The sequence below is a fragment of the Xanthomonas hawaiiensis genome (assembly GCF_031834635.1).
GTDB classification, from domain to species: Bacteria; Pseudomonadota; Gammaproteobacteria; order Xanthomonadales; family Xanthomonadaceae; genus Xanthomonas_A; species Xanthomonas_A sacchari.
Genome location: NZ_CP115873.1, coordinates 3,446,039 through 3,470,916, shown reverse-complemented (window position 1 = coordinate 3,470,916; position 24,878 = coordinate 3,446,039). Strand labels below are relative to the sequence as shown.

Annotated in this window: 24 protein-coding genes; 14 read left to right on the top strand and 10 right to left on the bottom strand. The window is 70.6% G+C overall.

Going from position 1 to position 24,878, the window contains the following annotated elements:
• Positions 1–10 precede the first annotated feature (10 nt).
• The 5 genes from lepB to recO all read left to right on the top strand — a co-directional run bounded on the left by lepB (position 11) and on the right by recO (position 3,863).
• Positions 11–811 (top strand): signal peptidase I, encoded by an 801-nt coding sequence (gene lepB / locus PG878_RS14890; protein ID WP_209031622.1) that lies wholly within the window; start codon positions 11–13, stop codon positions 809–811.
• A gap of 20 nt (positions 812–831) precedes the next feature.
• On the top strand, positions 832–1,209 hold the full coding sequence (locus PG878_RS14885; RefSeq protein ID WP_160948336.1) for a DUF4845 domain-containing protein: 378 nt from the start codon (positions 832–834) through the stop codon (positions 1,207–1,209).
• Complete coding sequence (gene rnc / locus PG878_RS14880; RefSeq protein ID WP_026143959.1) at positions 1,199–1,879, top strand: ribonuclease III; 681 nt, start codon at positions 1,199–1,201, stop codon at positions 1,877–1,879. The genes PG878_RS14885 and rnc overlap by 11 nt, the downstream gene beginning before the upstream one ends.
• Positions 1,876–2,781 (top strand): GTPase Era, encoded by a 906-nt coding sequence (gene era / locus PG878_RS14875; protein WP_209031623.1) that lies wholly within the window; start codon positions 1,876–1,878, stop codon positions 2,779–2,781. Before rnc ends, era begins: the two co-directional genes overlap by 4 nt.
• Positions 2,782–3,008: 227 nt before the next feature.
• Positions 3,009–3,863 (top strand): DNA repair protein RecO, encoded by an 855-nt coding sequence (gene recO / locus PG878_RS14870; RefSeq protein WP_209031624.1) that lies wholly within the window; start codon positions 3,009–3,011, stop codon positions 3,861–3,863.
• 380 nt (positions 3,864–4,243) lie between these two features.
• Here recO and PG878_RS14865 read toward each other — a convergent pair whose 3' ends face one another.
• Positions 4,244–4,960 carry an Hpt domain-containing response regulator gene (locus tag PG878_RS14865; RefSeq protein WP_209031674.1) on the bottom strand — a complete coding sequence of 239 codons (717 nt, stop codon included), beginning with the start codon at positions 4,958–4,960 and terminating at the stop codon, positions 4,244–4,246.
• Positions 4,961–5,108: 148 nt separating this feature from the next.
• Between PG878_RS14865 and rlmD the strand changes: the two genes are divergently transcribed.
• From rlmD to PG878_RS14825, 8 genes are all read left to right on the top strand, one after another.
• Positions 5,109–6,455, top strand: a complete 1,347-nt coding sequence (gene rlmD, locus PG878_RS14860; protein WP_209031625.1) for a 23S rRNA (uracil(1939)-C(5))-methyltransferase RlmD — start codon at positions 5,109–5,111, stop codon at positions 6,453–6,455.
• A 69-nt stretch (positions 6,456–6,524) separates the two neighbouring features.
• Positions 6,525–7,049, top strand: a complete 525-nt coding sequence (locus PG878_RS14855) for a CYTH domain-containing protein (RefSeq protein ID WP_209031626.1) — start codon at positions 6,525–6,527, stop codon at positions 7,047–7,049.
• A 124-nt stretch (positions 7,050–7,173) separates the two neighbouring features.
• On the top strand, positions 7,174–7,848 hold the full coding sequence (locus PG878_RS14850; RefSeq protein ID WP_209031627.1) for a DsbA family oxidoreductase: 675 nt from the start codon (positions 7,174–7,176) through the stop codon (positions 7,846–7,848).
• A gap of 373 nt (positions 7,849–8,221) precedes the next feature.
• Positions 8,222–9,229, top strand: coding sequence for a beta-N-acetylhexosaminidase (gene nagZ / locus PG878_RS14845; RefSeq protein WP_209031628.1), 1,008 nt, complete (start codon positions 8,222–8,224; stop codon positions 9,227–9,229).
• Positions 9,229–9,783, top strand: coding sequence for a hypoxanthine-guanine phosphoribosyltransferase (locus tag PG878_RS14840; protein ID WP_209031629.1), 555 nt, complete (start codon positions 9,229–9,231; stop codon positions 9,781–9,783). Before nagZ ends, PG878_RS14840 begins: the two co-directional genes overlap by 1 nt.
• A gap of 96 nt (positions 9,784–9,879) precedes the next feature.
• A complete protein-coding gene (locus PG878_RS14835) occupies positions 9,880–10,626 on the top strand; it encodes an S-methyl-5'-thioinosine phosphorylase (RefSeq protein ID WP_244672659.1) in 747 nt (248 codons plus the stop codon).
• 88 nt (positions 10,627–10,714) lie between these two features.
• The gene (gene cspE, locus PG878_RS14830) at positions 10,715–10,921 is read left to right on the top strand and encodes a transcription antiterminator/RNA stability regulator CspE (protein ID WP_003488188.1); all 207 of its coding nucleotides are present in this window, start codon (positions 10,715–10,717) and stop codon (positions 10,919–10,921) included.
• 95 nt (positions 10,922–11,016) lie between these two features.
• A complete protein-coding gene (locus PG878_RS14825) occupies positions 11,017–12,267 on the top strand; it encodes an FAD-dependent oxidoreductase (RefSeq protein WP_209031630.1) in 1,251 nt (416 codons plus the stop codon).
• A gap of 381 nt (positions 12,268–12,648) precedes the next feature.
• Here PG878_RS14825 and pdeM read toward each other — a convergent pair whose 3' ends face one another.
• The 4 genes from pdeM to PG878_RS14805 are packed head-to-tail and all read right to left on the bottom strand — an operon-like array spanning position 12,649 to position 18,425.
• The gene (gene pdeM / locus PG878_RS14820; RefSeq protein ID WP_209031631.1) at positions 12,649–13,299 is read right to left on the bottom strand and encodes a ligase-associated DNA damage response endonuclease PdeM; all 651 of its coding nucleotides are present in this window, start codon (positions 13,297–13,299) and stop codon (positions 12,649–12,651) included.
• Positions 13,289–15,835 carry a ligase-associated DNA damage response DEXH box helicase gene (locus tag PG878_RS14815; RefSeq protein WP_209031632.1) on the bottom strand — a complete coding sequence of 849 codons (2,547 nt, stop codon included), beginning with the start codon at positions 15,833–15,835 and terminating at the stop codon, positions 13,289–13,291. The genes pdeM and PG878_RS14815 overlap by 11 nt, the downstream gene beginning before the upstream one ends.
• Positions 15,832–17,424, bottom strand: coding sequence for an ATP-dependent DNA ligase (locus PG878_RS14810; protein WP_209031633.1), 1,593 nt, complete (start codon positions 17,422–17,424; stop codon positions 15,832–15,834). Before PG878_RS14810 ends, PG878_RS14815 begins: the two co-directional genes overlap by 4 nt.
• The gene (locus PG878_RS14805; RefSeq protein WP_209031634.1) at positions 17,421–18,425 is read right to left on the bottom strand and encodes a ligase-associated DNA damage response exonuclease; all 1,005 of its coding nucleotides are present in this window, start codon (positions 18,423–18,425) and stop codon (positions 17,421–17,423) included. Before PG878_RS14805 ends, PG878_RS14810 begins: the two co-directional genes overlap by 4 nt.
• A 96-nt stretch (positions 18,426–18,521) precedes the next feature.
• Between PG878_RS14805 and PG878_RS14800 the strand changes: the two genes are divergently transcribed.
• Positions 18,522–20,177, top strand: a complete 1,656-nt coding sequence (locus PG878_RS14800; protein ID WP_425611782.1) for an acyl-CoA dehydrogenase family protein — start codon at positions 18,522–18,524, stop codon at positions 20,175–20,177.
• 899 nt (positions 20,178–21,076) lie between these two features.
• Here PG878_RS14800 and PG878_RS14795 read toward each other — a convergent pair.
• The 5 genes from PG878_RS14795 to PG878_RS14775 all read right to left on the bottom strand — a co-directional run bounded on the left by PG878_RS14795 (position 21,077) and on the right by PG878_RS14775 (position 24,877).
• Positions 21,077–21,439: a hypothetical protein gene (locus tag PG878_RS14795; protein WP_010342294.1), complete on the bottom strand. Its 363-nt coding sequence runs from the start codon at positions 21,437–21,439 to the stop codon at positions 21,077–21,079.
• Positions 21,436–21,981 carry a bactofilin family protein gene (locus tag PG878_RS14790; protein WP_209031636.1) on the bottom strand — a complete coding sequence of 182 codons (546 nt, stop codon included), beginning with the start codon at positions 21,979–21,981 and terminating at the stop codon, positions 21,436–21,438. Before PG878_RS14790 ends, PG878_RS14795 begins: the two co-directional genes overlap by 4 nt.
• A 104-nt stretch (positions 21,982–22,085) precedes the next feature.
• Positions 22,086–23,795: a diguanylate cyclase gene (locus PG878_RS14785; protein WP_209031637.1), complete on the bottom strand. Its 1,710-nt coding sequence runs from the start codon at positions 23,793–23,795 to the stop codon at positions 22,086–22,088.
• A 130-nt stretch (positions 23,796–23,925) separates the two neighbouring features.
• Positions 23,926–24,279: a hypothetical protein gene (locus PG878_RS14780; RefSeq protein WP_010342297.1), complete on the bottom strand. Its 354-nt coding sequence runs from the start codon at positions 24,277–24,279 to the stop codon at positions 23,926–23,928.
• 415 nt (positions 24,280–24,694) lie between these two features.
• On the bottom strand, positions 24,695–24,877 hold the full coding sequence (locus PG878_RS14775) for a hypothetical protein (RefSeq protein WP_209031638.1): 183 nt from the start codon (positions 24,875–24,877) through the stop codon (positions 24,695–24,697).
• Between the last annotated feature and the right edge of the window lies 1 nt (position 24,878).

Here is a 24,878-nt window from a genome sequence, read left to right as displayed (position 1 = left end):
AGGAATAAGAATGAAATGGTTTGAAATCGCGCTGGTGGTCCTGACCTTCGCCACCGGCATCATCACCCTGCTGGACAAGCTGTTCTTCGCCAAGCGCCGCGCTGCGCGCGCCGGGTTGCTCGACAGCGAGCCGGTGGTCGTCGACTACTCGCGGGCGTTCTTCCCGGTGCTGGCGGTGGTGCTGATCCTGCGCAGCTTCATCGCCGAGCCGTACAAGATCCCGTCCAGCTCGATGATGCCGAACCTGCTGGTCGGCGATTTCATCCTGGTCAACAAGTTCTCCTATGGCTTCCGCCTGCCGATCACCAACCAGAAGATCATTCCGGTCGGCGAGCCCAAGCGCGGCGACGTGGTGGTGTTCAAGCCGCCGCACAAGCCGGACGAGAACTGGATCAAGCGCGTGATCGGCCTGCCGGGCGACCGCATCGGCTTCCACGGCGACACCCTGTACATCAACGGCACGCCGATGAAGTACAAGGTCATGGGCGAGTACGTCGGCAAGGGCAAGGGCGCGGAAATGACCGGCGCCACGCTGCTCACCGAGTACTTGCCGGGCCGGACCCACACCGAGCTGGAGTGGATCGACCGCAACAATCCGGCCGGCCAGGGCGACTGGGTGGTCCCGCCGGGCAAGTACTTCGTGATGGGCGATAATCGCGACAACAGCGAGGACAGCCGGTTCTGGACCCAGACCCATTTCCTGCCCGAGGAGAACCTGCGCGGCAAGGCGTTCCTGATCTGGCTCAATTGCGAAGGCTGGTTTTGCAGCGGCAGTTTCGATCCGTCGCGGATCGGGACGACCATTCAGTGACTTGCGTGAGGGGAAGCGCGATGAAGCACAAGCAAAGTGGCATGACCTTGACCTCGTTCGTGATCGTGCTGGCGGTGGTCGGATTCTTCGTCTACATCGGCATGAAGCTGTTCCCGATGTACATGGAGTTCTACGCCGTGCGCTCGGCGATGAAGGGCCTGGCGACCGAGGCCGGCAGCGCCGAGATGGATCCGTCGCAGGCCAAGGCCTCGCTGTTCCGGCGCCTGGACATCAACAATTCGGACAACGTCAAGCCGAGCGACGTCACCTTCGAGCGCACCGATACCGGTGTGAAGATGCACGTGGCCTACGAAGTGCGCCGCCCGCTGATCGCCAATCTGGACGTGGTCGGCAAGTTCGACGCCACCCAGGACCTGACGACGCGTGGTGGCCAGTAAGACCATCCTGCGCGGTGACCGCATCGGTCACCGCTTCGCCGAGCCGCAGTTGCTGGCGCAGGCGCTCACCCATCGCAGTGCCGGCGCGCCGCACAACGAACGTCTGGAATTCCTCGGCGACGGCATCGTCAACCTGCTGATCGCCGAGGCGCTGTACCAGCGCTGGCCCAAGGCCGACGAGGGCGCGCTGACCCGCGCCCGCGCCGAACTGGTGCGCGAGGCCTCGCTGGCCGCGATCGGCCGGCAACTGGAGCTGGGCGAACGCCTGACCCTGGGCCCGGGCGAGATGAAGTCCGGCGGCCATCGCCGCGACTCGATCCTGGCCGATGCGGTCGAGGCCGTGGTTGCGGCGATCTACCTGGACGCCGGCTTCGAGACCTGCCGGGCCACCATCCTGCCCTGGTTCGAGGCCGCGCTGGCGGCGCTGCCAGTCGGCAAGGTGGAGAAGGACGCCAAGACCCGCCTGCAGGAATGGCTGCAGGCCCGGCAGCGGACCCTGCCGGCCTACGAACTGATCAGCGAGACCGGCGACGACCACGCCAAGCTATTCCGGGTACGCTGCGTACTCGCCGAGCCCGCCCTGGTGACCGAGGGCGAGGGCACCTCGCGGCGCCTGGCCGAGCAGCAGGCCGCCGCCGCCGCCATCGAGCAACTGGATTCGAGCAAGTGAACGAACAAGCCACTCCCCCTTACCGCAGCGGCAGCGTGGCCGTGATCGGCCGCCCCAACGTGGGCAAGTCCACCCTGACCAACGCCCTGGTGGGCGCCAAGGTCAGCATCGTCTCCAACCGGCCGCAGACCACCCGGCACCGGCTGCTGGGCATCGCCAGCTTCCCGGCCGGGCAGTTGCTGCTGGTCGACACCCCCGGCCTGCACCGCGAGCAGAAGCGCGCCATGAACCGGGTGATGAACCGCGCCGCGCGCGGCTCGCTGGAAGGCGTGGACGCCGGCCTGCTGGTGATCGAGGCCGGGCGCTGGGACGAGGAGGACACGCTGGCGTTCAACGTGCTCAGCGACGCCGGCATCCCGGTGGTGCTGGTGGTCAACAAGGTCGACCGGCTCAAGGACAAGACCGCGCTGCTGCCGTTCCTGCAGCAGGTCAGCGAGGGCCGCAGCTTCGCCGCGGTGCATCCGGTCTCCGCGCTCAAGCGCAAGGGCCTGGAGGCGCTGGTGCGCGACCTGCTGGCCCTGGTGCCGGAAGCGCCGCCGATGTTCGGCGAGGACGAGATCACCGACCGCAGCCAGCGCTTCCTGGCCGGCGAACTGGTGCGCGAGCAGTTGATGCGCCAGCTCGGCGAGGAACTGCCGTACGCGACCACCGTGGAGATCGAGCGCTTCGCCGAGGACGGCGCGCTGCTGCGCATCGGCGCGGTGATCTGGGTCGAGCGCGAAGGCCAGAAGGCGATCGTGATCGGCAAGGGCGGCACCCGTCTGAAGGACATCGGCGCCAAGGCCCGCCAGCAGATGGAGCGCCTGTTCGGCGCCAAGGTGTTCCTGGAGACCTGGGTGCGCGTGCGCGAGGGCTGGTCCGACGACGAGGCGGCGTTGAAGGCGTTCGGGTACGGGGAGTAAAGCCGGGAATGGTGAATCGGGAATCGGATTTCCGCGCCTCCCGGACAATCATGGTGTGCGCGTAGGAGCGGCTTCAGCCGCGACGCGCTTTCCCGGTAACGCCCGTCGCGGCTGAAGCCGCTCCCACACGACGCTGGCTCTTTCCGTTCGTTGAACGATGATGCGGCTAGGGACGGCATGCTGTTCCATTCCGTATTCCCCACTCCCCATTCCCAGCCCCTGCCGCCTTGATCGAGCACGAACCCGGTTTCGTCCTGCACGCCCGGCCCTGGCGCGAGACCAGCCTGCTGGTGGAGGTGCTGAGCGTGCACCACGGCCGGCTCGGGGTGCTGGCGCGCGGTGTGCAGGGGCCGAAGAAGCAGGCCTTGCGCGCGGCGCTGCAGCCGCTGCAGTCGATCCGCTTCAGCGCGCAGCGCCGCGGCGAACTGGCGCAACTGCGCGCGGCCGAGGCACTGGATGCGGCGCCGCGGTTGAGCGGCGAGGCGATGCTGGCCGGCTTCTACATCAACGAACTGACCCTGCGCCTGGCTCCGCGCGACGACCCGGCGCCGGACCTGTACCTGGCCTACGCGCGGGTGCGCGCGCGGCTGGCCGCCGATGCGCCGCTGGCCTGGTCGCTGCGCTGCTTCGAGCGCGATCTGCTGGAGGCGCTGGGCGTGGGCTTCGACCTGCGTCACGACGGCGACGGCGAGCCGATCGACCCGGCCGCGCGCTACGTGCTCGACGCCGAGCATGGGCCGCGCCGGTTGTTGAGCGACCGCGGCCACGACCAGCGCAGCGGCATGGCCACCGGCCGCGCCCTGCTGGCCCTGGCCGACGACACCGAACCGGTCGCCGAGGATCTGCCCGGCCTGCGCCGCGGCATGCGCGTGGTGCTGCTGCATCACCTCGGCGGCCGTGGTCTGAAATCCTGGGAAATGGTCGAGGACCTGGCACGGCAGCGCAGCGCGGCCATCGCGGCGCCGCAGGCGGCGCTCCGCGCGGCGACGCCGGACGCGGACGCCGATCCGGATTCCACGTCCGACGCGATGGCGGAGTCCACGGCGGAAGAGGCGAAGGTGCCGCCGTCCGCGGCATCGTGATCGCGCCGAGTCGGCGGCGCGAGCGCCGCGGCCATCCGGGTACCCCGGCGACCTGGTTCCTCGCACGTCAACCGTCTGCTGTTCTTCTGTAGGAGCGGCTTCAGCCGCGATGGGCGTTCCCAGTGAAGCCTGTCGCGGCTGAAGCCGCTCCTACGAGGAATTTCGTGACGTTATTGGAGATGCCCAGGTCACGCACCGCCGGTGCCATCACGCACCATCGCCGTCGCAGGAATCGATGACGGCAGGTGGGCGAGGGCGACCGCGGCTTGGACCGTTATGGCAACGTCCGGGAGCGCGCGCATCGCAACCGAAGCCGCGTCTCCCCCAGCCCAGGCGGACGCCGATCGGCATCCCCAATCCCCAATCCCGAATCCCGGCTTTCAGTGCAACAACGCCGCCACCGCCTCGCTGAACTGGTGGCGGGCCTGCGAGGAGGCCGGGTCGCCATGCAACTGGCGCACGGCGCGCGCCAGGCGCGCGGCGCCGACGAAGCCGCAGCTGGCCTGCAGCCGGTGCAGGTGGTTGCGCACGGCCTGGTCGTCGCTGAGTTGCAGGGCCGAGGCGACCGCGTCGCGGGTGCCGGGCAGCTCGGCCAGGAACAACTCGCGCAGCGCGATCAGGTGCGCGCGTTCGCCGTTGAGCGCGGCCAGCGCGGTGGTCTCGTCCCAGTCCAGGGTCGGCTCGGCGGTCCCGGGCGTGCCGCCGGCGCGGCCGCGCGCCAGCAGCCGGCGCACCGATTGCAGCAGCCGCTCGGTGCTGAGCGGCTTGAGCAGCACGTCGGCGAACCCGGCATCGAGCAACTGCGCGCGAACGCTGCCGCTGGCGTCTGCCGTGTGCGCCAGCCCGAGGGTGCCGGGGCGCTGCCGCTGCAACTGGCGCAGCAGGTCGCTGCCGCTGCCGTCGGGCAGGTTGGCATCGATCAGCCACAGGTCGTGCGCCTGGGTCTGCGCGCGGTCGAGGGCGCTGGCGACGGAGTCGGCCAGGTCCACCTGGGCCGGCAGCGCCTGCAGTGTCGCGTCGAAGAAGGCGCGGCTGATCGGGTCGTCTTCGACGAGCAGCAGTCGCGTTACCGGGTCCTGGGTCGATGCCATGCTGATGCCTCCATGCGGCGTGGTGTCGCATCCCGCGCGGCGGCGCGCGTGCGTCCGCGCCACTTTGCCTCGCCGGCGCGGCAATCGCAAGCCGGTCCCGGCCCGGCCCATCTGCGACAATGGCCGCCCTTTTCCGCCCGCAGCCTGTTGCCACGTGGCCCGATCCAGAAACCGTCTCGACCGCACGCCCTTCCAGACCGACATCGCCGACCTCAGCCACGATGGCCGCGGCGTGGCCCGCCGCGAGGGCGACAAGGTCGCCTTCGTCGCCGGCGCGCTGCCTGGCGAGACCGTCCTGGCCGAACCGACCGCGCGCAACCGCCACTTCGACGAGGCGCGCACCGTGCAGGTGCTGCAGGCCTCGCCGCAGCGGGTGACGCCGCGCTGCCCGCATTTCGGCGTCTGCGCCGGCTGCGTGCTGCAGCACCTGGCCGAGGACCAGCAGATCGTGGCCAAGCAGCGGGTGCTGACCGAGAACCTGGAGCGCATCGGCCACGTGACCCCGCAGGCGGTGCTGCCGGCGCTGACCGGCGCGCCGTGGGGCTACCGGCGCAAGGGCCGCTTCTCGGTGCGGCGGGTGGAGAAGAAGGACAAGACCCTGGTCGGCTTCCGCGAGCAGGACCCGCGCTTCGTCGCCGACCTGTCGGTCTGCCACACGGTGATCCCGCAGATCGGCTTCAAGGTGACCGCGCTGGCGGACCTGGTCGAAAGCCTGGACGGCAAGCGCGACATCCCGCAGATCGAGTTCATCGCCGGCGACGCCGCGGTGGCGCTGACCTTCCGCCACATGCAGCCGCTGAGCGCCCGCGACCAGGACGCGCTGATCGCCTTTGCGCAGCAACACGACTTCGCCATCTTCCTGCAGCCCGGCGGCGTGGACAGCGTGCATCCGCTGTATCCGCAGGACGTGCCGCTGTCGTTCCGGCTGCCGCAGTGGGACGTGGAGCTGGCGTTCCGGCCGCTGGATTTCATCCAGGTCAATGCTGCGCTCAACGAGAAGATGATCGCGCACGCGCTGGCGCTGCTCGATGCGCAGTCCGGCGACCGGGTGCTGGACCTGTTCTGCGGCCTGGGCAATTTCACCCTGCCGCTGGCGCGCACCGTGCGCGAGGTGGTCGGCGTGGAGGGCGACGCCGGGCTGGTGGCGCGCGCGCGGGAGAATGCGCAGCGCAACGGCCTGGACAACGCGCAGTTCTTCGCCGCCGACCTCACCCAGGACCAGCGCCAGGCACCGTGGATGCGCCAAGGCTTCGACAAGCTGCTGCTGGATCCGCCGCGCTCCGGCGCGCTGGAGGTGCTGCAGCAACTGCCGCTGAAACAGTTCCAGCGCATCGTCTACGTCAGCTGTCATCCCGGCTCGCTGGCGCGCGACGCCGGTTATTTGGTCAACGAACAGGGCTTCGAGCTCAAGGCCGCCGGCGCGATGGACATGTTCCCGCATACCGCGCATGTGGAGAGCATTGCGGTGTTTGAGAAGCCGGGAATGGGGAATCGGGATTAGGGATTCGCAACAGCGGCTGCACGCGCGGTTTAAGCTTCTTCCATTCTCCTTTCCCCATTCCCGATTCCCATGGCCATCGAAATCGAACGCAAATTCCTCGTCACCCACGACGGCTGGCGCGCGGCGGCGCATGCGGTGATTCCGATGGCGCAGGGCTATCTCAACGACCAGGCGGCGCTGGCCAGCGGGGCGCAGAAGGCGTCGGTGCGGGTGCGGGTGCAGGGCGAGGAGGCGTTTCTCAACCTCAAGTCGCGCGAGCTCGGGCATACCCGCCAGGAGTTCGAGTATCCGATTCCGCTGGCCGATGCGCGCGCGCTGCTGGCGCTGTGCGTGGGCGGGTTGATCGACAAGCGCCGGCATCTCGTGCAGCACCAGGGACACCTGTGGGAAGTGGACGAGTTCCTCGGCGACAACGCCGGGCTGGTGGTCGCCGAGATCGAACTGGACAGCGCCGACGATGCGTTCGCCAAGCCGGACTGGCTCGGCGCCGAGGTCACCGACGACCCGCGGTACTACAACGTGGCGCTGGCGACGTGTCCATTCTGCGAATGGCAGGGATTGGGTAGTGGGGATTCGGGATTGGCAAAAGCGTAAAGCCAAACACCGCACGCGGCCCGCTTTTGCGAATCCCGAATCCCGAATCCCGAATCCCCGCTTCTCGCGGCGATCGGGCTTATGCTTTTGCCAATCCCGAATCACCAATCCCGAATCCCCGCTCATGCGCATCGATATCTGGTCCGACGTGGTCTGCCCCTGGTGCTGGATCGGCAAGCGCCGGTTGCAGCAAGGTCTTGCGTCGCTCGGCGCGGATGCGCCGGCGCTGGAGGTCCACTGGCATCCGTATCAGCTCGATCCGGACGCCGGCACCGAGCCGGTGCCGTTGCGCGAGGCCTATGCGACCAAGTTCGGCGGTGCGGCGCGCACCGAGCAGATTCTGGCGCAGACCCAGGCCACCGCGCGGGCCGAAGGCCTGCCGTTCGACTTCGGTCGCGGGCAGGTGCGGGTGACCACGCTGCCGGCGCACCGTTTGCTGTGGCTGGCCGCGCGCGAGGGCGACGCCGACGCGGTCGCCGAGGCGCTGTTCCATGCGCACTTCGCCGAGGGCCGCAACCTGGCCGATCCGCAGACGCTGTGCGATGCCGGCGCCGCCGGCGGGCTGTCGGCGGCGCGGGTGCGGGCGCTGCTGGCCGGCGACGAGGGGCTGGACGAGATCGAGGCGGAGCTGCAGCAGGCGCAGGCCATGGGCATCCGCGCGGTGCCCACCTACGTCATCGATGGCCGCCAGGCGCTGCAGGGCGCGCAGCCGCCGGAGGTGTTCGCCGCCACCGTGCGTGGCCTGCTCGCTGAAGCCCAGGCGGGCCACGACTGCGGCCCGGACGGCTGCGCGGTCTAGGACGTCGCGCGCTGTACGTTGGGCTCGCCGTGAGGGCGCGCCAGCCAGCGTCACAGGAGGCGAGGGCGGCCCGCGGTGGTGCGCATCCTGCTGCGGCCCATGCCAGCTCGCCGCGGGCGTCTCCCGGCTCCCGCGCGTGCCGGCCACGCCAGCCAGACAACTGGCCGCAAGGCCGCCTGGTGCGCGTGGACCGGGCGAACCGCAGCGCGGCCCGGCCCTGTTGCGCCGCGCGTCGCCGCGTGCGCCACAGCCCGCACGCGTTCATTACCGAGACGTGTCGGCTGACAGAGGGGCGACCTGCCGCCGACGCCGGCATCTGCGACAATGCCGGCCCACAGGCGCCTGAACCGCGCCGGCAGGAGGAATCCCCCGCATGCTCGCGATCGGCGTTGCCGGTACCGAACTCACCGCGCAGGAGCGCGACTGGCTGCAGCACGATGCGGTGGCCGGCGTGGTCCTGTTCAAACGCAATTTCGCCTCGCGCGCGCAGGTGACCGAGTTGAGTGCGGCGATCCGCGCCGCCACGCCGCGGCCGCTGCTGCTCTGCGTGGACCAGGAAGGCGGGCGCGTGCAGCGTTTCCGCGAGGGCTACAGCGCACTGCCGCCGCTGCAGGATTTCGGTGCGCTGTACGCGCGCGATCCGGCCGCGGCGCTGGAGATGGCCGAGCAGCACGCCTGGCTGATGGCCAGCGAGATCCGCGCCAGCGGCATCGACCTCAGCTTCGCCCCGGTGCTGGACCTGGCACGCGGCAACCGCGCCATCGGCGACCGCGCCTTCAGCGACGACCCACAGGTGGTCGCGGCCTTCGCCGCGGCCTATGTGCGTGGCATGCACAGCGTCGGCATGGGCGCCACCCTCAAGCATTTCCCCGGCCACGGCACCGTGCTCGAGGATACCCACGTCGACAACGCCGAGGACCCGCGTTCGCTGAACACCCTGCGCCAGGAAGACCTGGTGCCGTTCGCCGCCGGCATCGCCGCCGGCGCCGATGCGGTGATGATGGCGCACGTGGTCTACCCGCAGGTGGCGCCGGAACCGGCCGGCTACTCGCCGCGCTGGATCCAGCAGATCCTGCGCCAGGAGCTGGGCTTCCGCGGCGTGGTGTTCTCCGACGACATCGGCATGGCCGCCTCGTTCGCCGCCGGCGGCGTCGCCGCGCGGGTCACCGCGCACCTGGACGCCGGCTGCGACGTGGTCCTGGTCTGCCATCCGGAACTGGTCGAAGACTCGCTGCAGGCCGTGCGCGACCGCCCGCTCAACACCGCCGCGCTGCTCGGCCTGATCGGCCGCGGCGGCCTTGGCTGGGACGGCCTGCTGGCCGACGCCCGCTATGGCCACACCCAATCCCATCTGCTCTCCACCTTCGGAAAAACCGCCTGATGTCCACTCTCACCATCGCCCAGGCCCTGGCCCAGGCCGACCTGCTGGTCGATCGCAACAGCATCGACCAGGCCATCGCCCAGATGGCCGACGCCATCGCCGCCGACTACCGTGGCGAAATCCCGGTCTACCTGACCATCATGCACGGCGCGCTGCCGTTCGCCGGCCAGCTGGCGCTGGAACTGGGCAGCCGCGGCCAGGACCTGCAGCTGGACTACCTGCACGCCACCCGCTACCGCGGCGAGACCGTCGGCGGCGAGCTGGTGTGGAAGCACCGCCCGGCCACCGCGCTGTACGGCCGCCGCGTGCTGCTGCTCGACGACATCCTCGACGAAGGCCTGACCCTGAAGGCAGTGCGCGAGTGGTGCCTGGAGCAGGGCGCCACCGACGTGCGCATCGCCGCGCTGACGGTCAAGCGCCACGACCGCTGCGTGCCCGGGGTCAGCGCCGACTATGTCGGCGTCGAGGTGCCGGACCGCTACGTGTTCGGCTTCGGCATGGACGTCAACGAGGCCCTGCGCAACCTGCCGGCGATCTACGCGATGAAGGAGTAAGCGGGGCAGGCGAGCCAGCCTTGCCTGCGTTGCTGCCGTTCCCCGCTGCCGGCGCGCGTCGCCGGCGCAGGCGTTCCCTTTCGTTCGAGGATCCGCATGGACAACATCGCACTGGCCGTCATCGGCGGCACCGGCGTCTACAAGCTCGCGCAGCTCGACGACGTGCAGACCCACGAGGTCGAGACGCGCTACGGCGCGCCTTCCGGCCCGGTGCGGGTCGGCACGCTGCTCGGCCACCGCGTCGCCTTCCTGGCCCGCCATGGCGAAGGCCATTCGCTGCCGCCGCACAAGATCAATTACCGCGCCAACCTTGCTGCGTTGCAGCAGATCGGCGCCACGCGCGTGCTCGCGTTGAACACGGTGGGCGGCATCACCGAGCGCTTCGGCCCGCGCGTGCTGGCCTGCCCGGACCAGCTCATCGACTACACCTGGGGGCGCATCTCCACCCTGTGCGAAGAGCCGGGCAGCGAGGTGCTGCACGTGGATTTCGGCCATCCGTATTCGCCGCTGCTGCGCAGCAAGATCCTCGCCGCCGCGCGCGTCACCGGCACCACCCTCGTGGACGGCGGCTGCTACGCCGCCACCCAGGGGCCGCGCCTGGAAACCATCGCCGAGATCGCGCGGCTGCGCCGCGACGGTTGCGACCTGGTCGGCATGACCGGCATGCCCGAAGCCGGGCTGGCGCGCGAGCTGGGCCTGGACTACGCCTGCCTGGCGATCGTGGCCAACTGGGCGGCCGGCTGCGGCGACGCCGAGGAAATCACCCTGGCCGAGGTGCTGGCCAATGTCGAGGCGGCCTCGGTCGGGCTGCCGGAGCTGGTGGGGGAACTGGCGCGCGGGTGATTGTCTTCGTTGCGCAAGCTTTGCATACTCCGCCGGTGCGGCTGCCGCACAACCACCACCCATTCACTGCAAAAGGTCTCGCATCACCATGCCGAACGGTACCGTCAAGTGGTTCAACGACGCCAAGGGATTTGGTTTTATTTCTCCGGAAGACGGTAGCGCCGATGTGTTCGCGCACTTCTCCGCGATCAACTCCAAGGGCTTCCGCAGCCTGCAGGAAGGACAGCGTGTCAGCTACGACGTGACCCAGGGTCCGAAGGGCGCGCAAGCCTCGAATATCACGCCGGTCGAGTAAGCGCTCGCGTTGACTCGGTTGTGCCTTGAACCCCGCTTCGGCGGGGTTTTTTATGGGAGACGCCGTGGTGTCGGCGTCGGCAGGCGGTGGAGGCAATGAAGCAAGGACTGCAGATCGGGATCGTCGGTTACGGCACGGCGGGCCAGACGCTGGCGCTGCTGCTGGCGCGCGACGGGCACCGCGTGCAGGTGTTCGAGCGTGCGGCGCAGCCCGGGCCGGTCGGTGCCGGTTTCCTGCTGCAGCCGACCGGCCTGCAGGTGCTGTGGCGGATCGGCCTACTCGATCAGGCCCTGGCCTACGGCGCGCCGGTGCACCGCCTGTATGGCGAGACCCCGTGCGGTCGCGCGGTGATGGACATGCGCTACCGCGACCTGGAGGCGCGCCTGTTCGGGCTGGGCATGCAGCGCGGCGCCTTGTTCGCCCTGCTGGCGCAGGCCTGGGACGGCTACGCCACGCTGCAGCGCGATACGCGCATCGTCGCCATCGACGACACGCTGCGCCGGGTGCAGGACCAGCACGGCCGCTGGCACGGGCCGTTCGACCTGGTGATCGCCTGCGACGGCTCGGCCTCGGCGCTGCGCGCGCAGGTGCAGGCGACGCGGCTGGACCGGGTGTATCCGTGGGGCGCGCTGTGGTGCCTGCTGCCGCGCGGCGACTGGGCGTTCGCCGACGAACTGCGCCAGCGCTACGTCGCCGCGCGCAAGATGATCGGTCTGCTGCCGGTGGGCACCCGCCCGGGCGATGCCGAGCCGCGGGTGAGTTTCTTCTGGAGCCTGCCGACCGCCGAGTTCGATGCCTGGCAGGCGCGCGGCGTGCAGCCGTGGCTGGAGGAGATCGCGCAGTTGTGGCCGCAGGCGCGCGAACGCCTGGCGCAGATCGACGCGCCGGCGCAACTGGCGCGGGCCAGCTACCGCGATGCGGTGCAGCGGCACTGGTACCGCGGCCGCCTGGTCCTGGCCGGCGACGCGGCGCATGCGATGAGCCCGCAGCTGGGGCAGGGCGTCAACATGGCACTGATGGATGCCTGGGCATTGCGCGAGAGCCTGCGCGCCGCGCCGGACATCGACGCGGCGCTGGCGCGCTACCAGGCGCAGCGCCAGGCGCACGTGGCGGTGTACCAGTTCTGGAGCCGCTGGCTGACCCCGCTGTTCCAGTCCGAGCGCGACGTGGTGGCGCGGCTGCGCGACGTGGGCATGTTGCCGGCAGGGCGCATGCCCGGCGGGCGCGGGCACATGCTGCGCGTGCTCAGCGGCACCCAGCACGGCTGGTTCGGCAAGTTGTCGCTGGCACCGGAGTTTCTCGAGGCGTTGCAGGACGCGGTGGCGCGACGCGCGTCGCTGCCGTAGGCGGTGAGGTCGCGGACGCGGTTGGACGCGAGCTTCGATGATTCGCCGCGTGGCTGCGCGTGCAGAGCGCGACGTAGCGAGCGTGGTCCGACGGCGATGGTGCCGTGGTGTTTTAGGAGCGGCTTCAGCCGCGACCTGGCTTTCACGGTAAAGCCCGGTCGCGGCTGAAGCCGCTCCTACGACAGGTGGCAGGGCATCCGTGGTTCCGCGGTTGTTCTGTTTTTGCACTACAACATTGTCGTGCCGCAATTCGCCAATCCTGTGTGGGAGGGGCTTCAGCCCCGACACACTTCAGTTGGTCGCGTCGGGACTGAAGTCCCTCCCACAAGGTGATGCGGCCTCGATGTGTGTGTCGATGATCGACCAGCCGCCGCGCCCGACCTACGCCGTCGCCACCGGCAGCGCCAAGGCCGCGCCTTCGACGCAGGCGACCAGGCGCTCGCCTTGTGCCAGCACCGGGGCGACGCCCGCGGTGAAGTGCGAGAACGCCGGCAGCACGGTCATGCCCTCGCGCAGCCAGAACGCCGGCCAGCGCGGACGCAGCCCGGGCAGCTTGACCAGCGGGTGCAGGTGCCCGCACAGCACGTGGCGCTGCGCATCGGTGGCCGGATCGTGGCGCAGCACGAACGGGCCGTCCTCCACCTGCGTGCCGAGCGGCGCGATGTCCAGCCCGGCGCCGGCGAGGGCGCGGTCGTGGTTGCCGGTGATCGCGGCCACGCGCAGCTGCGGATGCTGCGCGCGCCAGGCATGCCATTGCCGCTGCCAGTCGGCATCGGCTGCAGCGCCATGCAGCACGTCGCCGAGGATCCACAGTTCCGCCGCGTCCTGCGCCTGCAGCAAGGCCGACAGCCGCGCCAGGTCGAGCGCCGTGCCGCCGCGCGGCAGGCCGATGCCGGCACGGCGGAAGACGTCGGCCTTGCCCAGGTGCAGGTCGGCGATCAGCAGCCGCCGCCGCGCCGGCCAGTACAGTGCGCGATCGCCGAGCAGGCGCATCGGTTCGCCGGCCAGCCGCCAGTCCAGTTCAGCGCGCATGGCGCTGCTCCAGTTGTGCCGCCGCGCGCATCACCCGCGCCTTCCAGTCCTCGGTGCTGAGCTGGCCGCGGATGCTCTCGGCCCACAGCGGGAACGCCAGTGGCGTGAGGCTGCGCGGGCTGTGCAGCGCCAGCTCGCGCGCGGCGCAGTCGTCCAGGGTGGCGGCGAGCCGGGTCAGTTCCATCTCGCCCTGCAGCACCTCGCGCTCGGCCTGCGCCAGCAGCAGGTGTTCGGGATCGAAGCGGCTCAGCACGTCGTACAGCAGGCCGCTGGACGCCTGCAGTTGGCGCAGGCTGCGCGGCAGGCGGCCGGGCAGGCTGGGCGGTAGCAGGCCGGCGACGCGGGCGATCTCGCGGAACTGGCGCCGCGCCAGTTCGCCCAGGTTGAGGCTCTCGCGCAGATCCTCGAACAACTGCGCCGGACTCAGCAGCGCGCGCAGCAGCGTCGCATCGATCGGCGCGTCCTCCGCCGGCGACAGCACCAGGCCGTAGTCGTTTGCGGCGAAGCTGAAGGTGTTGCGCTGCCGCCGACCCCAGCGCAGCGCCAGCAGCGCGGCCAGGCCTTCGTGCACCTGGCGGCCGGCGAACGGATACACGAACAGGTGCTGGCCGTCGCGGGCGCGCACGCGCTCGGCCAGCAGCCGCTGCGGCGCCGGCAGGTTCGACAGCGCGCGCTGCAGGCCGAGCAGCGGCGCCAGCGCGCGCAGCTCGGCCTCGCCGCGCGGATCGGCGAACACCGCTTCCACTTCGCGGCCCAGTTCCGAGGACAGCGGCATGCGCCCGCCCATCCATTTCGGCACGCTGCCGTCGCCGCCCTTGGCCAGGCGCACGTAGGCGGTCATGTCCTCCAGCCGCACCAGTTCCAGCAGGCGCCCGGCGAACTGGAAGCGGTCGCCGCGGCGCAGGCGGCCGACGAACTGTTCCTCCACCGCGCCGAGCCGGCCGCCGCGCAGGAAGCGCACCGCGACGCTGCCGTCGCTGGTGATGGTGCCGATCGACAAGCGATGGCGCAGGGCGATGCGGCGGTCGTGCACGCGGTACAGGCCGTCCGCGTCCAGCACCACCTTGCGGTAGTCAGGGTATTGCGCCAGCGCGCGTCCGCCCTGCACGACGAACTCCAGCACCGCCTGCCAGGTCGGCGCATCCAGCGCGGCGAAGGCGGCGGTGCCGCGCACTTCGGCGTACAGCGCGTCGGCAGCGAAGCCGCCGCCCAGTGCGCAGGTGATGCAGTGCTGTGCCAGCACGTCCAGCGACAACCGCGGCGACGGCCGCGATTCGATGCGGCCATGGGCGATGGCGCGGCGCGCGGCGGCGTACTCGACCAGTTCCAGCGCGTGCGAGGGCACGCACAGCACGTGGCCGGCCTCGCCGGGGCGGTGCTTGGCGCGGCCGGCGCGTTGCAGCAGCCGCGCCACGCCCTTGGGGCTGCCGATCTGCAGCACCTGGTCGACGGCCGGAAAATCCACGCCCAGGTCCAGGCTCGAGGTCGCCACCACGCAACGCAGGCTGCCGTCGCGCAGGCCTTGCTCGGCGGCGCTGCGCAGCGCCGGGTCCAGCGAGCCGTGGTGCAGCGCCAGCGTGTGCGCCTCTTCCGGCCACACCGAGGTCAGCGCCTGGTGCCACAGCTCGGCCTGCGCGCGGGTGTTGGTGAACAGCAGGCTGGTGCGCACCGCGAAGAGTTTTTCCAGCACCCTTGGCAATTGCGCCAGGCCAAGATGCCCGGCCCAGGGGAAGCGCTCGCCGACCGCGGGTGCCAGCGTCTCCAGGGTCAGCGTGCGCGGCTTGACCCCGGCCACGATCGGCGCCTGCGGCAGGTGCGGCAGCAGCACGTCGCGCGCTTCGTCCAGGTTGCCGAGCGTGGCCGACAGGCCCCAGGTGCGCAGCGTCGGCGCCCAGCCGCGCAGCCGCGCCAGGCACAGCTGCAGCAGCACGCCGCGCTTGTTGCCGAGCAGTTCGTGCCACTCGTCGACGATCACGCAGCGCAACGTCGCCAGTTGCGGCGCGGTGTCGGGGTAGGACAGCAGCAGCGCCAGCGATTCGGGCGTCGTCACCAGCACGTCGAGCTTGCCGCTGCGCGCCAGGCGCTTGTCGCGGGCGCTGGCGTCGCCGGTGCGCAGGCCGATCTGCCAGTCCAGGCCCAGCGCCTGCGCCGGTTCGCGCAGCGCACGTACGGTGTCGGCGGCGAGCGCGCGCAAGGGGGTGATCCACAGCACCTTGAGGTCGCGTTGCGCCTGCCGGCGCGTGCGCGGCGGCGATACGGTCTTGGCGGTCGCGTTTGCGCCCTTGCCGGGGGCGGGCTTCTTTTTTGCTGCGGCCGCCTGTGCCGCGGCCTGCGCACGCAGGCCCTCCAACAACGGGCCGCCGAATGCAGCCAGGGTCTTGCCGCTGCCGGTGGGCGTATGCAGCAGACCGGAGCCGCCGTCCAGGTAATGCCCCCACAGCGCGCGCTGGAACGGCAGCGGTTGCCAGCCCTGCCGCGCGAACCAGGCGTACAGCGGCGCATCGGCCGGGCGCCGACGCACTGCGGCTGCGCTCATCGCGCCAGCGCCTGCAGCGTGCTCAAGCGGTCGGCCTCGGCGAACGGCTTGTCGTGGCGCCAGCGCAGGATGCGCGGGAAGCGCACGGCGATGCCGGACTTGTGCCGGCTGCTGCGATTCACCGCCTCGAAGCCGAGCTCGAACACCTGGTACGGCGTCACCGCGCGCACCGGGCCGAAGCGTTCGGTGGTGTGCGCGCGGATCCAGCGGTCCAGCGCCAGGATCTCGCTGTCGTCCAGCCCCGAGTACGCCTTGGCGACGGGCACCAACTGTTCGCCGTCCCACAGGCCGAAGGTGTAGTCGGTGTACAGCGTGCTGCGCCGGCCGTGGCCGGCCTGCGCGTACAGCAGCACCGCGTCGATGGTCAGCGGCGCCACCTTCCATTTCCACCAGTCGCCACGGCGGCGGCCGGACTGGTAGGACGAAGTGGCGCGCTTGAGCATCAATCCTTCCACGCCGCGCGTGCGCGCATCCTCGCGCACCGCCGCCGCCTGCTCCCATGTCGCGGCCTGCACCTGCGGCGACAGCGCCAGGCGCGGATCGGCGTGCGCTTCCAGCAACGTTTGCAACTGCGCGCGGCGCTGCTGCAGTGGCTGCTCGCGCAGATCCTGGCCGTCCAGTTCCAGCAGGTCGTAGGCGAGCACCCGCGCCGGCGTATCGGCCAGGGTCTTGGCACCAGGCTTGCGGCGCTGGATGCGGGTCTGCAGCGCGGTGAACGGCAGTGGCGCGGACTCGCCCTCGCGCCAGACCAGCAGTTCGCCGTCGATCACCGCATCGCGCGGCAGCGTCGCCGCGGCCGCTTCGATCTCCGGGAAGCGGCCGTCCAGGCGTTCCTCGCCGCGCGACCACAGCGCCACTTCGCCGTCGCGGCGAATCAGTTGCAGGCGGATGCCGTCCCATTTCCATTCCAGCAGCCAGTCGTCGAGCGCGCCGAGCGTGGCGGCCTCGGCTTCCAGCGGTGAGGCCAGGAAGAACGGGTAGGGCTGCTGGCGGTCGCTGGGCAGCACCTCGTCGGACAGCAGTTGCTCCAGCGCCTGCGGCGTCGGCGACCAGGCGCCGAGCATGCGCTGTGCAATGCGTGCAATGTCGATCCCGGACATCGCCGCCAAGGCTTGCTGCACCAGCCGCTGCGACACGCCCACCCGCAGCGCGCCGGTCAGCAGCTTGTTGAACAGCAGGCGCTCGTCGAAGGCCAGGCTGTGCCAGCCGGCCACCACCGCGGCGCGGCGCGCGGCGTCGTCCTGCGCCGCCACCGGCAGCAGGCGCTCTTCGATCCAGTCGCGCAATGGCGCCGGGTCCGGGGTTTCGGCCGGATCGTCGAGCAGCAGGGTCAGCGTTTCGGCCAGATCTCCGACGTGGTCGTAGCTGTCGTCCACCAGCCAGCCGGGCAGGCCGCTTTCCTGCGCGATCCACTCTCGCAGTTCGCGGGTGTTGGCGATGCGCCGCAGCTTGCCGCCGCTGAGCAGCCAGATCGCCCAGGCCGCATCGGCCGGCGGCGCCTGCTCGAAGTACGCCACCAGTGCCGCGCGCTTGTCCAGCGTCGCGGTGCTCTGGTCCAGTTGCCGGTACAGCGCGGCGAAGCGTTTCATTCCTCGCCACCGTAATCGGTGCGGAACGCCTCGGCGGCGACGCCACGTTCGTTGAGGGCGCGGATGATCGCGTCGGTGTTGCCGTGGGTGGCGATCACGCGGCGCGCTCCGGTCTCGTCGATGGTGCGCAGCAGGTCCGGCCAGTCGGCGTGGTCGGAGACCACGAAGCCGCGGTCGTAGTTGCGCCGGCGGCGGTTGCCGCGCAGCCGCATCCAGCCCGAGGCGAAGCCGAGTTGCGCATGGCGGAAGCGACGTAGCCACGGGCTGCCGGCGGCCGACGGTGGTGCCAGCACCAGTTGCCCGGCATAGTCGGCGCGCTTGTCCAGTTCGGACACGGTGCGCGTGTCCAGCATCGCCACGCCGGCCTCGCGGTACACCGCCACGCCGGCCGCCACCGCGCCGTGCAGCAGCGCCGGCTGATCATCCCAGGGTTGCAGTTCGGCGAGCACGCGCTGCGCCTTGCCCAGCGCATAGCAGAACAGCACGGCCGCCTCGCCGCGCGCGCCGCACTCGCGGCGCCAGGCGATGATCTCGCGCGCGACCTCACTGGTGTCCGGCCAGCGGTACACCGGCAGGGCGAAGGTGGCCTCGGTGATGAAGGTATCGCAACGCACCACCTCGAACGGCGCGCAGGTCGGATCGGGCTGGCGCTTGTAGTCGCCCGAGGCGACCCAGACCTCACCGTCGACCTCGATGCGCACCTGCGCCGAGCCGAGCACGTGCCCGGCCGGATGCAGCGACACCTGCGCGCGGCCGAGGGTGAAGCGGGTGCCGTAGTCGTAGGCGCGATAGGCTTGCTCGCCCAGGCGCCAGCGCAGGATCGGCAGGCCGGCGGCGGCGCAGTGGTATTCGCCCATGCCCGAGCGCGCATGGTCGCCGTGGCCGTGGGTGATGACCGCGCGCGGCACCGGCCGCCAGGGATCGATATGGAAGTCGCCGGCGGGGCAATACAGCCCTTCCGGGCGCAGCACCACCAGGTCCTGGGAAGCGACATTCGGCATGGGCGCCACTGTGTCCAAGCCGGTGTGCAGGAGATGAGAATCCGCCGCGCGCGTTCGCGGCGGCGCGATGGATCGGCCACAATGCGTGCAGCGCTTCTGGGAGGGAGATGCATGCACACGGACCTGCCCGCGTTCGCCACGCATACGGTCGACAACCAGCCGCCGCCGTTCGAACCGCGCGATCTGTGGGCCGACGACGTGGTGCTGCGCGCTGCCATCGCACGCGAAGGCGGCGACGCCTTCGCCGCGGCGCTCGCGCAGTACGGCGCGCTGGCCGGCGACACGCTGTACCGGCTCGGCTTCGACGCCAACCGCGACCGTCCGCGGCTGCGCACACACGACCGCTACGGTCACCGCATCGATACGGTCGAATTCCATCCGGCCTATCACCAGTTGCTGGACGCGGCCAAGCGCCATGGTGTGGCCGGCCTGTCCTGGCACCGCCCGCAACCGGGCGCGCATGTGGCGCGCGCCGCGCTCAGCTACCTGCACCACCAGGCCGAAGCCGGCACCAGTTGCCCGCTGACCATGACCCACGCCGCGGTCGCGGTGCTGCGCCAGGACCCTGCCTTGCGTGAGTGGGCCGACAAGGCGGCCGCGCCGCGCTACGACCCGCGCGATGTGCCGATCGCCGACAAGGCCGGCATCACCCTGGGCATGGGCATGACCGAAAAGCAGGGCGGCTCGGACGTGCGCAGCAACGCCACCGTCGCCACGCTGCTGGACGGCGATGGCGCGTACAGCCTGGTTGGGCACAAGTGGTTCTTCTCCGCGCCGATGTCCGACGGCTTCCTGGTGCTGGCGCAGGCACCGGGTGGATTGACCTGCTTCCTGCTGCCGCGGCGCCTGCCCGATGGCCGGCTCAACGCGCTGCGGCTGATGCGGCTGAAGGACAAGCTGGGCGACTGGTCCAACGCGTCCAGCGAAGTGGAATTCGCCGGCGCCTGGGCGCAGCGGGTCGGCGAGGAAGGGCGCGGGGTGGCGCGGATCATCGGCATGGTGATGCTGACCCGGCTCGACTGCATGCTCGCCGCCGCAGCGCAGATGCGCATGGCGCTGGCGCAGGCGTTGCACCACGCGCGGCATCGCATCGCGTTCGGCAAGCGCCTGGTCGAGCAGCCGCTGATGCGCAACGTCCTGGCCGATCTGGCCCTGGAATCGGAAGCCGCCACCGCGTTCGCGCTGCGGGTGGCGCGTGCGGTGGACGCGGCCGACGTCGATGCGTCGGAAGCGGCATTCGCGCGCATCGCCACCGCGCTGGGCAAGTATTGGCTGTGCAAGCGCGCGCCGGCCTTCGTCAACGAGGCGCAGGAATGCCTGGGCGGCGCCGGTTACGTCGAGGAGTCGATCCTGCCGCGGCTGTACCGGCAGGCACCGCTGAATTCGATCTGGGAGGGCAGCGGCAACATCCAGTGCCTGGACGTGCTGCGTGCGCTGGCGCGCGAGCCGGCCAGCGCGGCCGCGGTCCTGGCGGAGCTGCAGACCGCAGCCGGCAGCGACCCGGCGTACGACGCGGCGCTGGACGCACTGCGCGCGCCGCTGGCCGGCAACGTCGAGGCGGACGAGTACGGCGCACGGCGCCTCGCCGAACGCATTGCGCTGACCTTGCAGGCCGCGCTCCTGCTGCGCAGCGCCAGCCCAGCCGCCACCGCGTTCGTGCGCAGCCGCTTGGCCGGCGCGCACGGCCTGGCGTTCGGCACGCTGGAGCCGGGTGTACCGGTCGAGGAACTGCTGGTGCGTGCCTTGCCGTAGGCGTGCGGCATGGCGACCCATCGCGCCTTCGCCAGGTGGGAAATGAGTTAGCCGGCGCTTCCTTCTCCCATCGGGAGAAGGTGCCCCGAAGGGGCGGATGAGGGTACGGCCTAGCTCACGTAGCCAGGCAGCAACTGCGGCGATCACCGTCGTCGCGCAGACGCACCCTCACCCCAACCCCTCTCCCGGAGGGAGAGGGGGGCGCTTCTGCGATGCCTTGGGCTGCGCTATGGGGGCCAGCGCGCCCTCGACGTGTGGAAAAACTAGCCGGCGCTTCCTTCTCCCATCGGGAGAAGGTGCCCCGAAGGGGCGGATGAGGGTGCGGGCTGCCAATGTAGCCAGGCAGCAAGTGCAGTGATCACCGGCGTCGCACAGCCGTACCCTCACCCCAACCCCTCTCCCGGTGGGAGAGGGGCTCGCTTCTGCGATGCCTTGGGCTGCGCTATGGGGGCCAGCGCGCCCTCGACGTGTGGAAAAACTAGCCGGCGCTTCCTTCTCCCATCGGGAGAAGGTGCCCCGAAGGGGCGGATGAGGGTGCGGCTGCTCACGTAGCCAGGCAGCAACTGCAGCGATCACCGGCGTCGCGCGGCCGTACCCTCACCCAACCCCTCTCCCGGAGGGAGAGGGGCTCGCTTCTGCGATGCCTTGGGCTGCGCTATGGGGGGCCAGCGCGCCCTCGACGTGTGGAAAAACTAGCCGGCGCTTCCTTCTCCCTCCGGGAGAAGGTGCCCCGAAGGGGCGGATGAGGGTACGGCCGCTCACGTAGCCAGGCAGCAACTGCAGCGATCACCGTCGTCGCGCAGACGCACCCTCACCCCAACAACCCCTCTCCCGGTGGGAGAGGGGCCAGGCTCTTACGAATCCCCAATCCCCAATCCCCAATCCCAGCGCCGCAGGCGCTAATGCCTGCCGCGCTTCCCCCCACGCACCGGCGTCGCCTCCACCGACAGCGTGAAGCTGCGTTCCTCGCCGTCGAGCATGGCGCCGACGCCGACCAATTGGCGCTTGATTTCCTCGCCGCGGCCGTTGCGGATGCTGACCAACACGGTGTATTCCCACGCGCTGCCGTCGTCCGGGTGGCGGATGCTGCCCTCCACCCGCAGCGGCACCAGCGCCGACGGCGCCGACTGCTGCAGCACCGCCGAATCGAAGCGCAGATGGTGCTTGCACGCCGGGCAGACACTGGCGCTTTCGAGAATGGTGGCCTTGCAGTGCGGGCAGGTCCGGGTCGCCCCCGGACTGCCGGGACGCGGGCTGCTCATGCGCCGGCGTCGGACTCCGCGGGCTTGCCGCCCTTGCGGGCGTGCTTGTCGTCGTCCCAGCCGAAGTCGGCCTGGCCGCGCATGCGCGAGCCGGCGGCCACCGTCAGCGAGCCGGCCTTGACGTCGCCGATCAGTGCGCCGGAGGCGAGCAGTTCCACCCGCGAGGCGGATTCGATGTTGCCTTCCAACTCGCCGGCGATGACCACCTTGTCGGCGCGCACGCCGCCGCTGAGCTTGGCGCCGGTCTCGATGGTGAGATCGCCCTGCACGTTGACGTCGCCCTTGAACTTGCCGGCGATGCGGATGTGCCCGGTACCCTCGATCTTGCCCTCGATGCTGATGTCGGCGGCGATCAGCGATTCCTTCGCGGCGGGTGCCGGCGCAGCGGCGCGGGCGGCAGGGGCGGCGGCCGCGACCGCGGCGAGCGGTTCGCCCGGGGCGGCATCGCCCGGCGGGCGCGGCTCCGGCGGCAGTGCGCCGTTACTGGGAACGGGCGGCAGGCCATCCTTGCGCGCGGGACCCTGGTCTTTCCAGATGGACATGGGCTGTCGTCTCCAGTCGGGGGAAGCGCGACTATCGCCGCTCTATCGCGTCGGTTTTGTGACGCTTTCTTCAAAACGGCCGCCCGACCGCGACCGCCGCCGGTTCAGCCCATGCCGTCCAGCGCCGGGTCGTAGGCCTGCACCTGGTTGCGGCCGCAGCGCTTGGCCCGGTACAGCGCCGCATCGGCCTTGCGCAGCAGGGTGGTGGCGACCACGCCGTCGCGCGCATAGCTGGCCACGCCGATCGACATGGTCACCGCCGGCAGCGCCTTGCCGTCGACGGTCGCGCTCAATTGCTGGGCGGCGCCGCGGATCTGTTCGGCGATGGCCTGCGCCTGTTCCGGCCCGGTCTCCGGCAGGATCACCGTGAACTCCTCGCCGCCGTAGCGGCAGGCGATGTCCTCGCCGCGCAGCCGCGTCGACAGCATCTGCCCGACCGCGGCCAGCAGGGCGTCGCCGCCGCCGTGGCCGTGCAGGTCGTTGAACTGCTTGAAATGGTCCACGTCCAGCATCAGCAGCGACAGCGGCATCTGCCGGCGTCCGCAACGGGCCAGTTCGTGGTTTAGCGATTCTTCCAGGTAGCGCCGGTTGAACAGGCCGGTGAGCGGGTCGCGGATCGACTGCAGGCGCAGCGACTCGCGCAGGCGCAGGTTGCTCAACGCCAGCGACAACTGCTCGGCCGCGGCCTCGGCGATGGCGATGCGCGGCAGCGGACCGGTGCCGCGCCCGGCCAGGAACACGAAGCCCAATTGCGTGCCCTGCGCGGACAGGGGAATGCAGGCGGTGCTGGCGCCGGCGGCGTAGGGATCCTCGCGCAGGTGCGCGCAGGCCGAGTCGTGGCCCTGTGCGTGCACGAAATGGCTCTTGTCGCGACGCAAGGCCCAGCAGTCCTGCGGCGCCACGGCCGGCTCGCTGCCGACCGGCGGCTGGCCCCAACTGACGATCTCCTCGGCGCGGTCGCGCGAGGCGCGCAGCAGGTAGACGCTGCCGCCGGTATCGGGCATCAGCGCGGCGAGCAGGCGTGCGGTCACCGTCAGTGCCTCGGCCGGCTCCACGCAACTCTGCAGCAGGCCGGTATAGCGGCTGAGGGCGTTGAGGTCGGCACTGGTGCGCTCCAGCTCGGCGATGCTGGTTTCCATCTTCTCGTTGGCGACCGAGGCGGCCTGTTCGGCGTTGCTGCGGTTGCGCAGTTCGCGGAACAGCAGCGCGTAGACCACGCCGACGCTGCCCAGGCCGAACGGAATGCCGGCCAGGGCCAGCGCCCGCAGCAGATCTGCGCTGCGCTGGTTGGACAGGTCGCGACGCTGCAGCAAGTGCTGTTCCACGTCGGTCATCTGCTGCACCTGGTCGCGGATCGCGCTGGAACTCTGATACACGTTGGGCGCCATCGCCCGCTGCAACGCTTCCAGGCCGTCGCGCTCATACACCGCGAGCATCTGCCGCATCTGCGTCAGGCGCGTGTTCATCAGTTGCTCCAGCGTCTGCACATTGGCGACCTGGACGGGATTGTCGGAGACCAGTTTGCGCAGTTGCGCCAGTTGCCGCGGCACGCGCTCGGTACTGTCGTAATAGAGGGTCAGGAAGGCTTGGTTGTTGGTCAGTTCGTAGCCACGCAGCGAGGACTCGGTCATCAGCAAGGTGGCTTGCACCTCGTCGATGTTGCGCAGGACTTCGTGGGTATGGGCGACACGCTCGGCATCGGAGATGGCGCGCTGCGCGCCGGTGAAGACACCGAAGCCGATCAGCACGAAAACCGCGGCGGAGAACAGGAGGGCTAGGCGGGTCCTGGCCCGCACGCGAAGAAGGATCGGCATCGCAAAAGTCTACTGTGACGGCGCAAGCGCCTTGGACCGGCGTCACAAAAAGACCTGGCTGGCTGCTGCGCCGCACGACACCAGTTGCGCCGCAGGTGCCGCCCCCGCACGAGCGGGAGCGGCGTGCGACTCAACGATGCTCGCGGTCGCCGTTGTGCGGATCTTCGTTGGCGTTCTCGCGGGCCTTGTCGGCGACCTTCTGCGCGGCCTGGGCGGTGGCCTCGCTGGCATCGGCCGCCATTTCCTTGGCTGCGGCCGAGGCATCCTGCACCGCATCGGAGTTGGCGGCACGGTGCGCGGCGTCGCGTGCGTCGGCGGCGACTTCGCGCCCGGCCTGCGCGACCTGGCCTGCGGCCTCCTTGGCGGCCTCGCCGGTCTGCTCGGCGGCGACCTTGGCGTCGCGCTGCGCCTGTTGCGATTCGGGACCCTGGCAGCCGGCCAGTGCGAGGGCGCCCAGCAGGGCGACGATCGGGGTCTTGTTCATGCGGCTTCTCCGTCCACGGGTGGGTGACGCGGCGCAGCCTAGGTGGGCGCGCATGCAGCCTGCGTCAAGGCGGGGCCCTGGCGCTGGACAGTGTTCAGGAAGGCGGTGCCGCTGGTTGGGGAGGTGCCGCGAGTGCGGAGCCGGACACGGCGATGCACGCCGTCGCGGTCGTATGCCGACGATGCGGGCAATGCAGATGCCCGGCGTCGGCGCGTACATGCCCGCACGTGCGCGACGCGTAGCGGCAGTGCGCATCGACAGCGTCGCTCACCGTGGGCGTCCAGCAGGTCGCGTGGCCGCTGGCGGCGGTGCGGCGCGTGGTGTGGGTCATGCGGACAGCGCGCATGCGCACAACGCGACGGCGACGCAATGGCGCCGACAAATCATGCAGAAGAAGCGCGTTTGCAAGGCGACGTCAGCGGCGGAAAACGGTGCGGCATTCGCGCGAGGCGGACGTGCATGCGTCGTTGCACTCGCCGCCCTTCGGGACACGCCGTGCCGGCACGCTGGTGGCGCCGTGGTCGCGCTCCTCGGCAAACACCAGGCAAAGAAAAAGCCGCTGGCGGACCAGCGGCTCTTTCAGGACTGCAAAAAGCAAG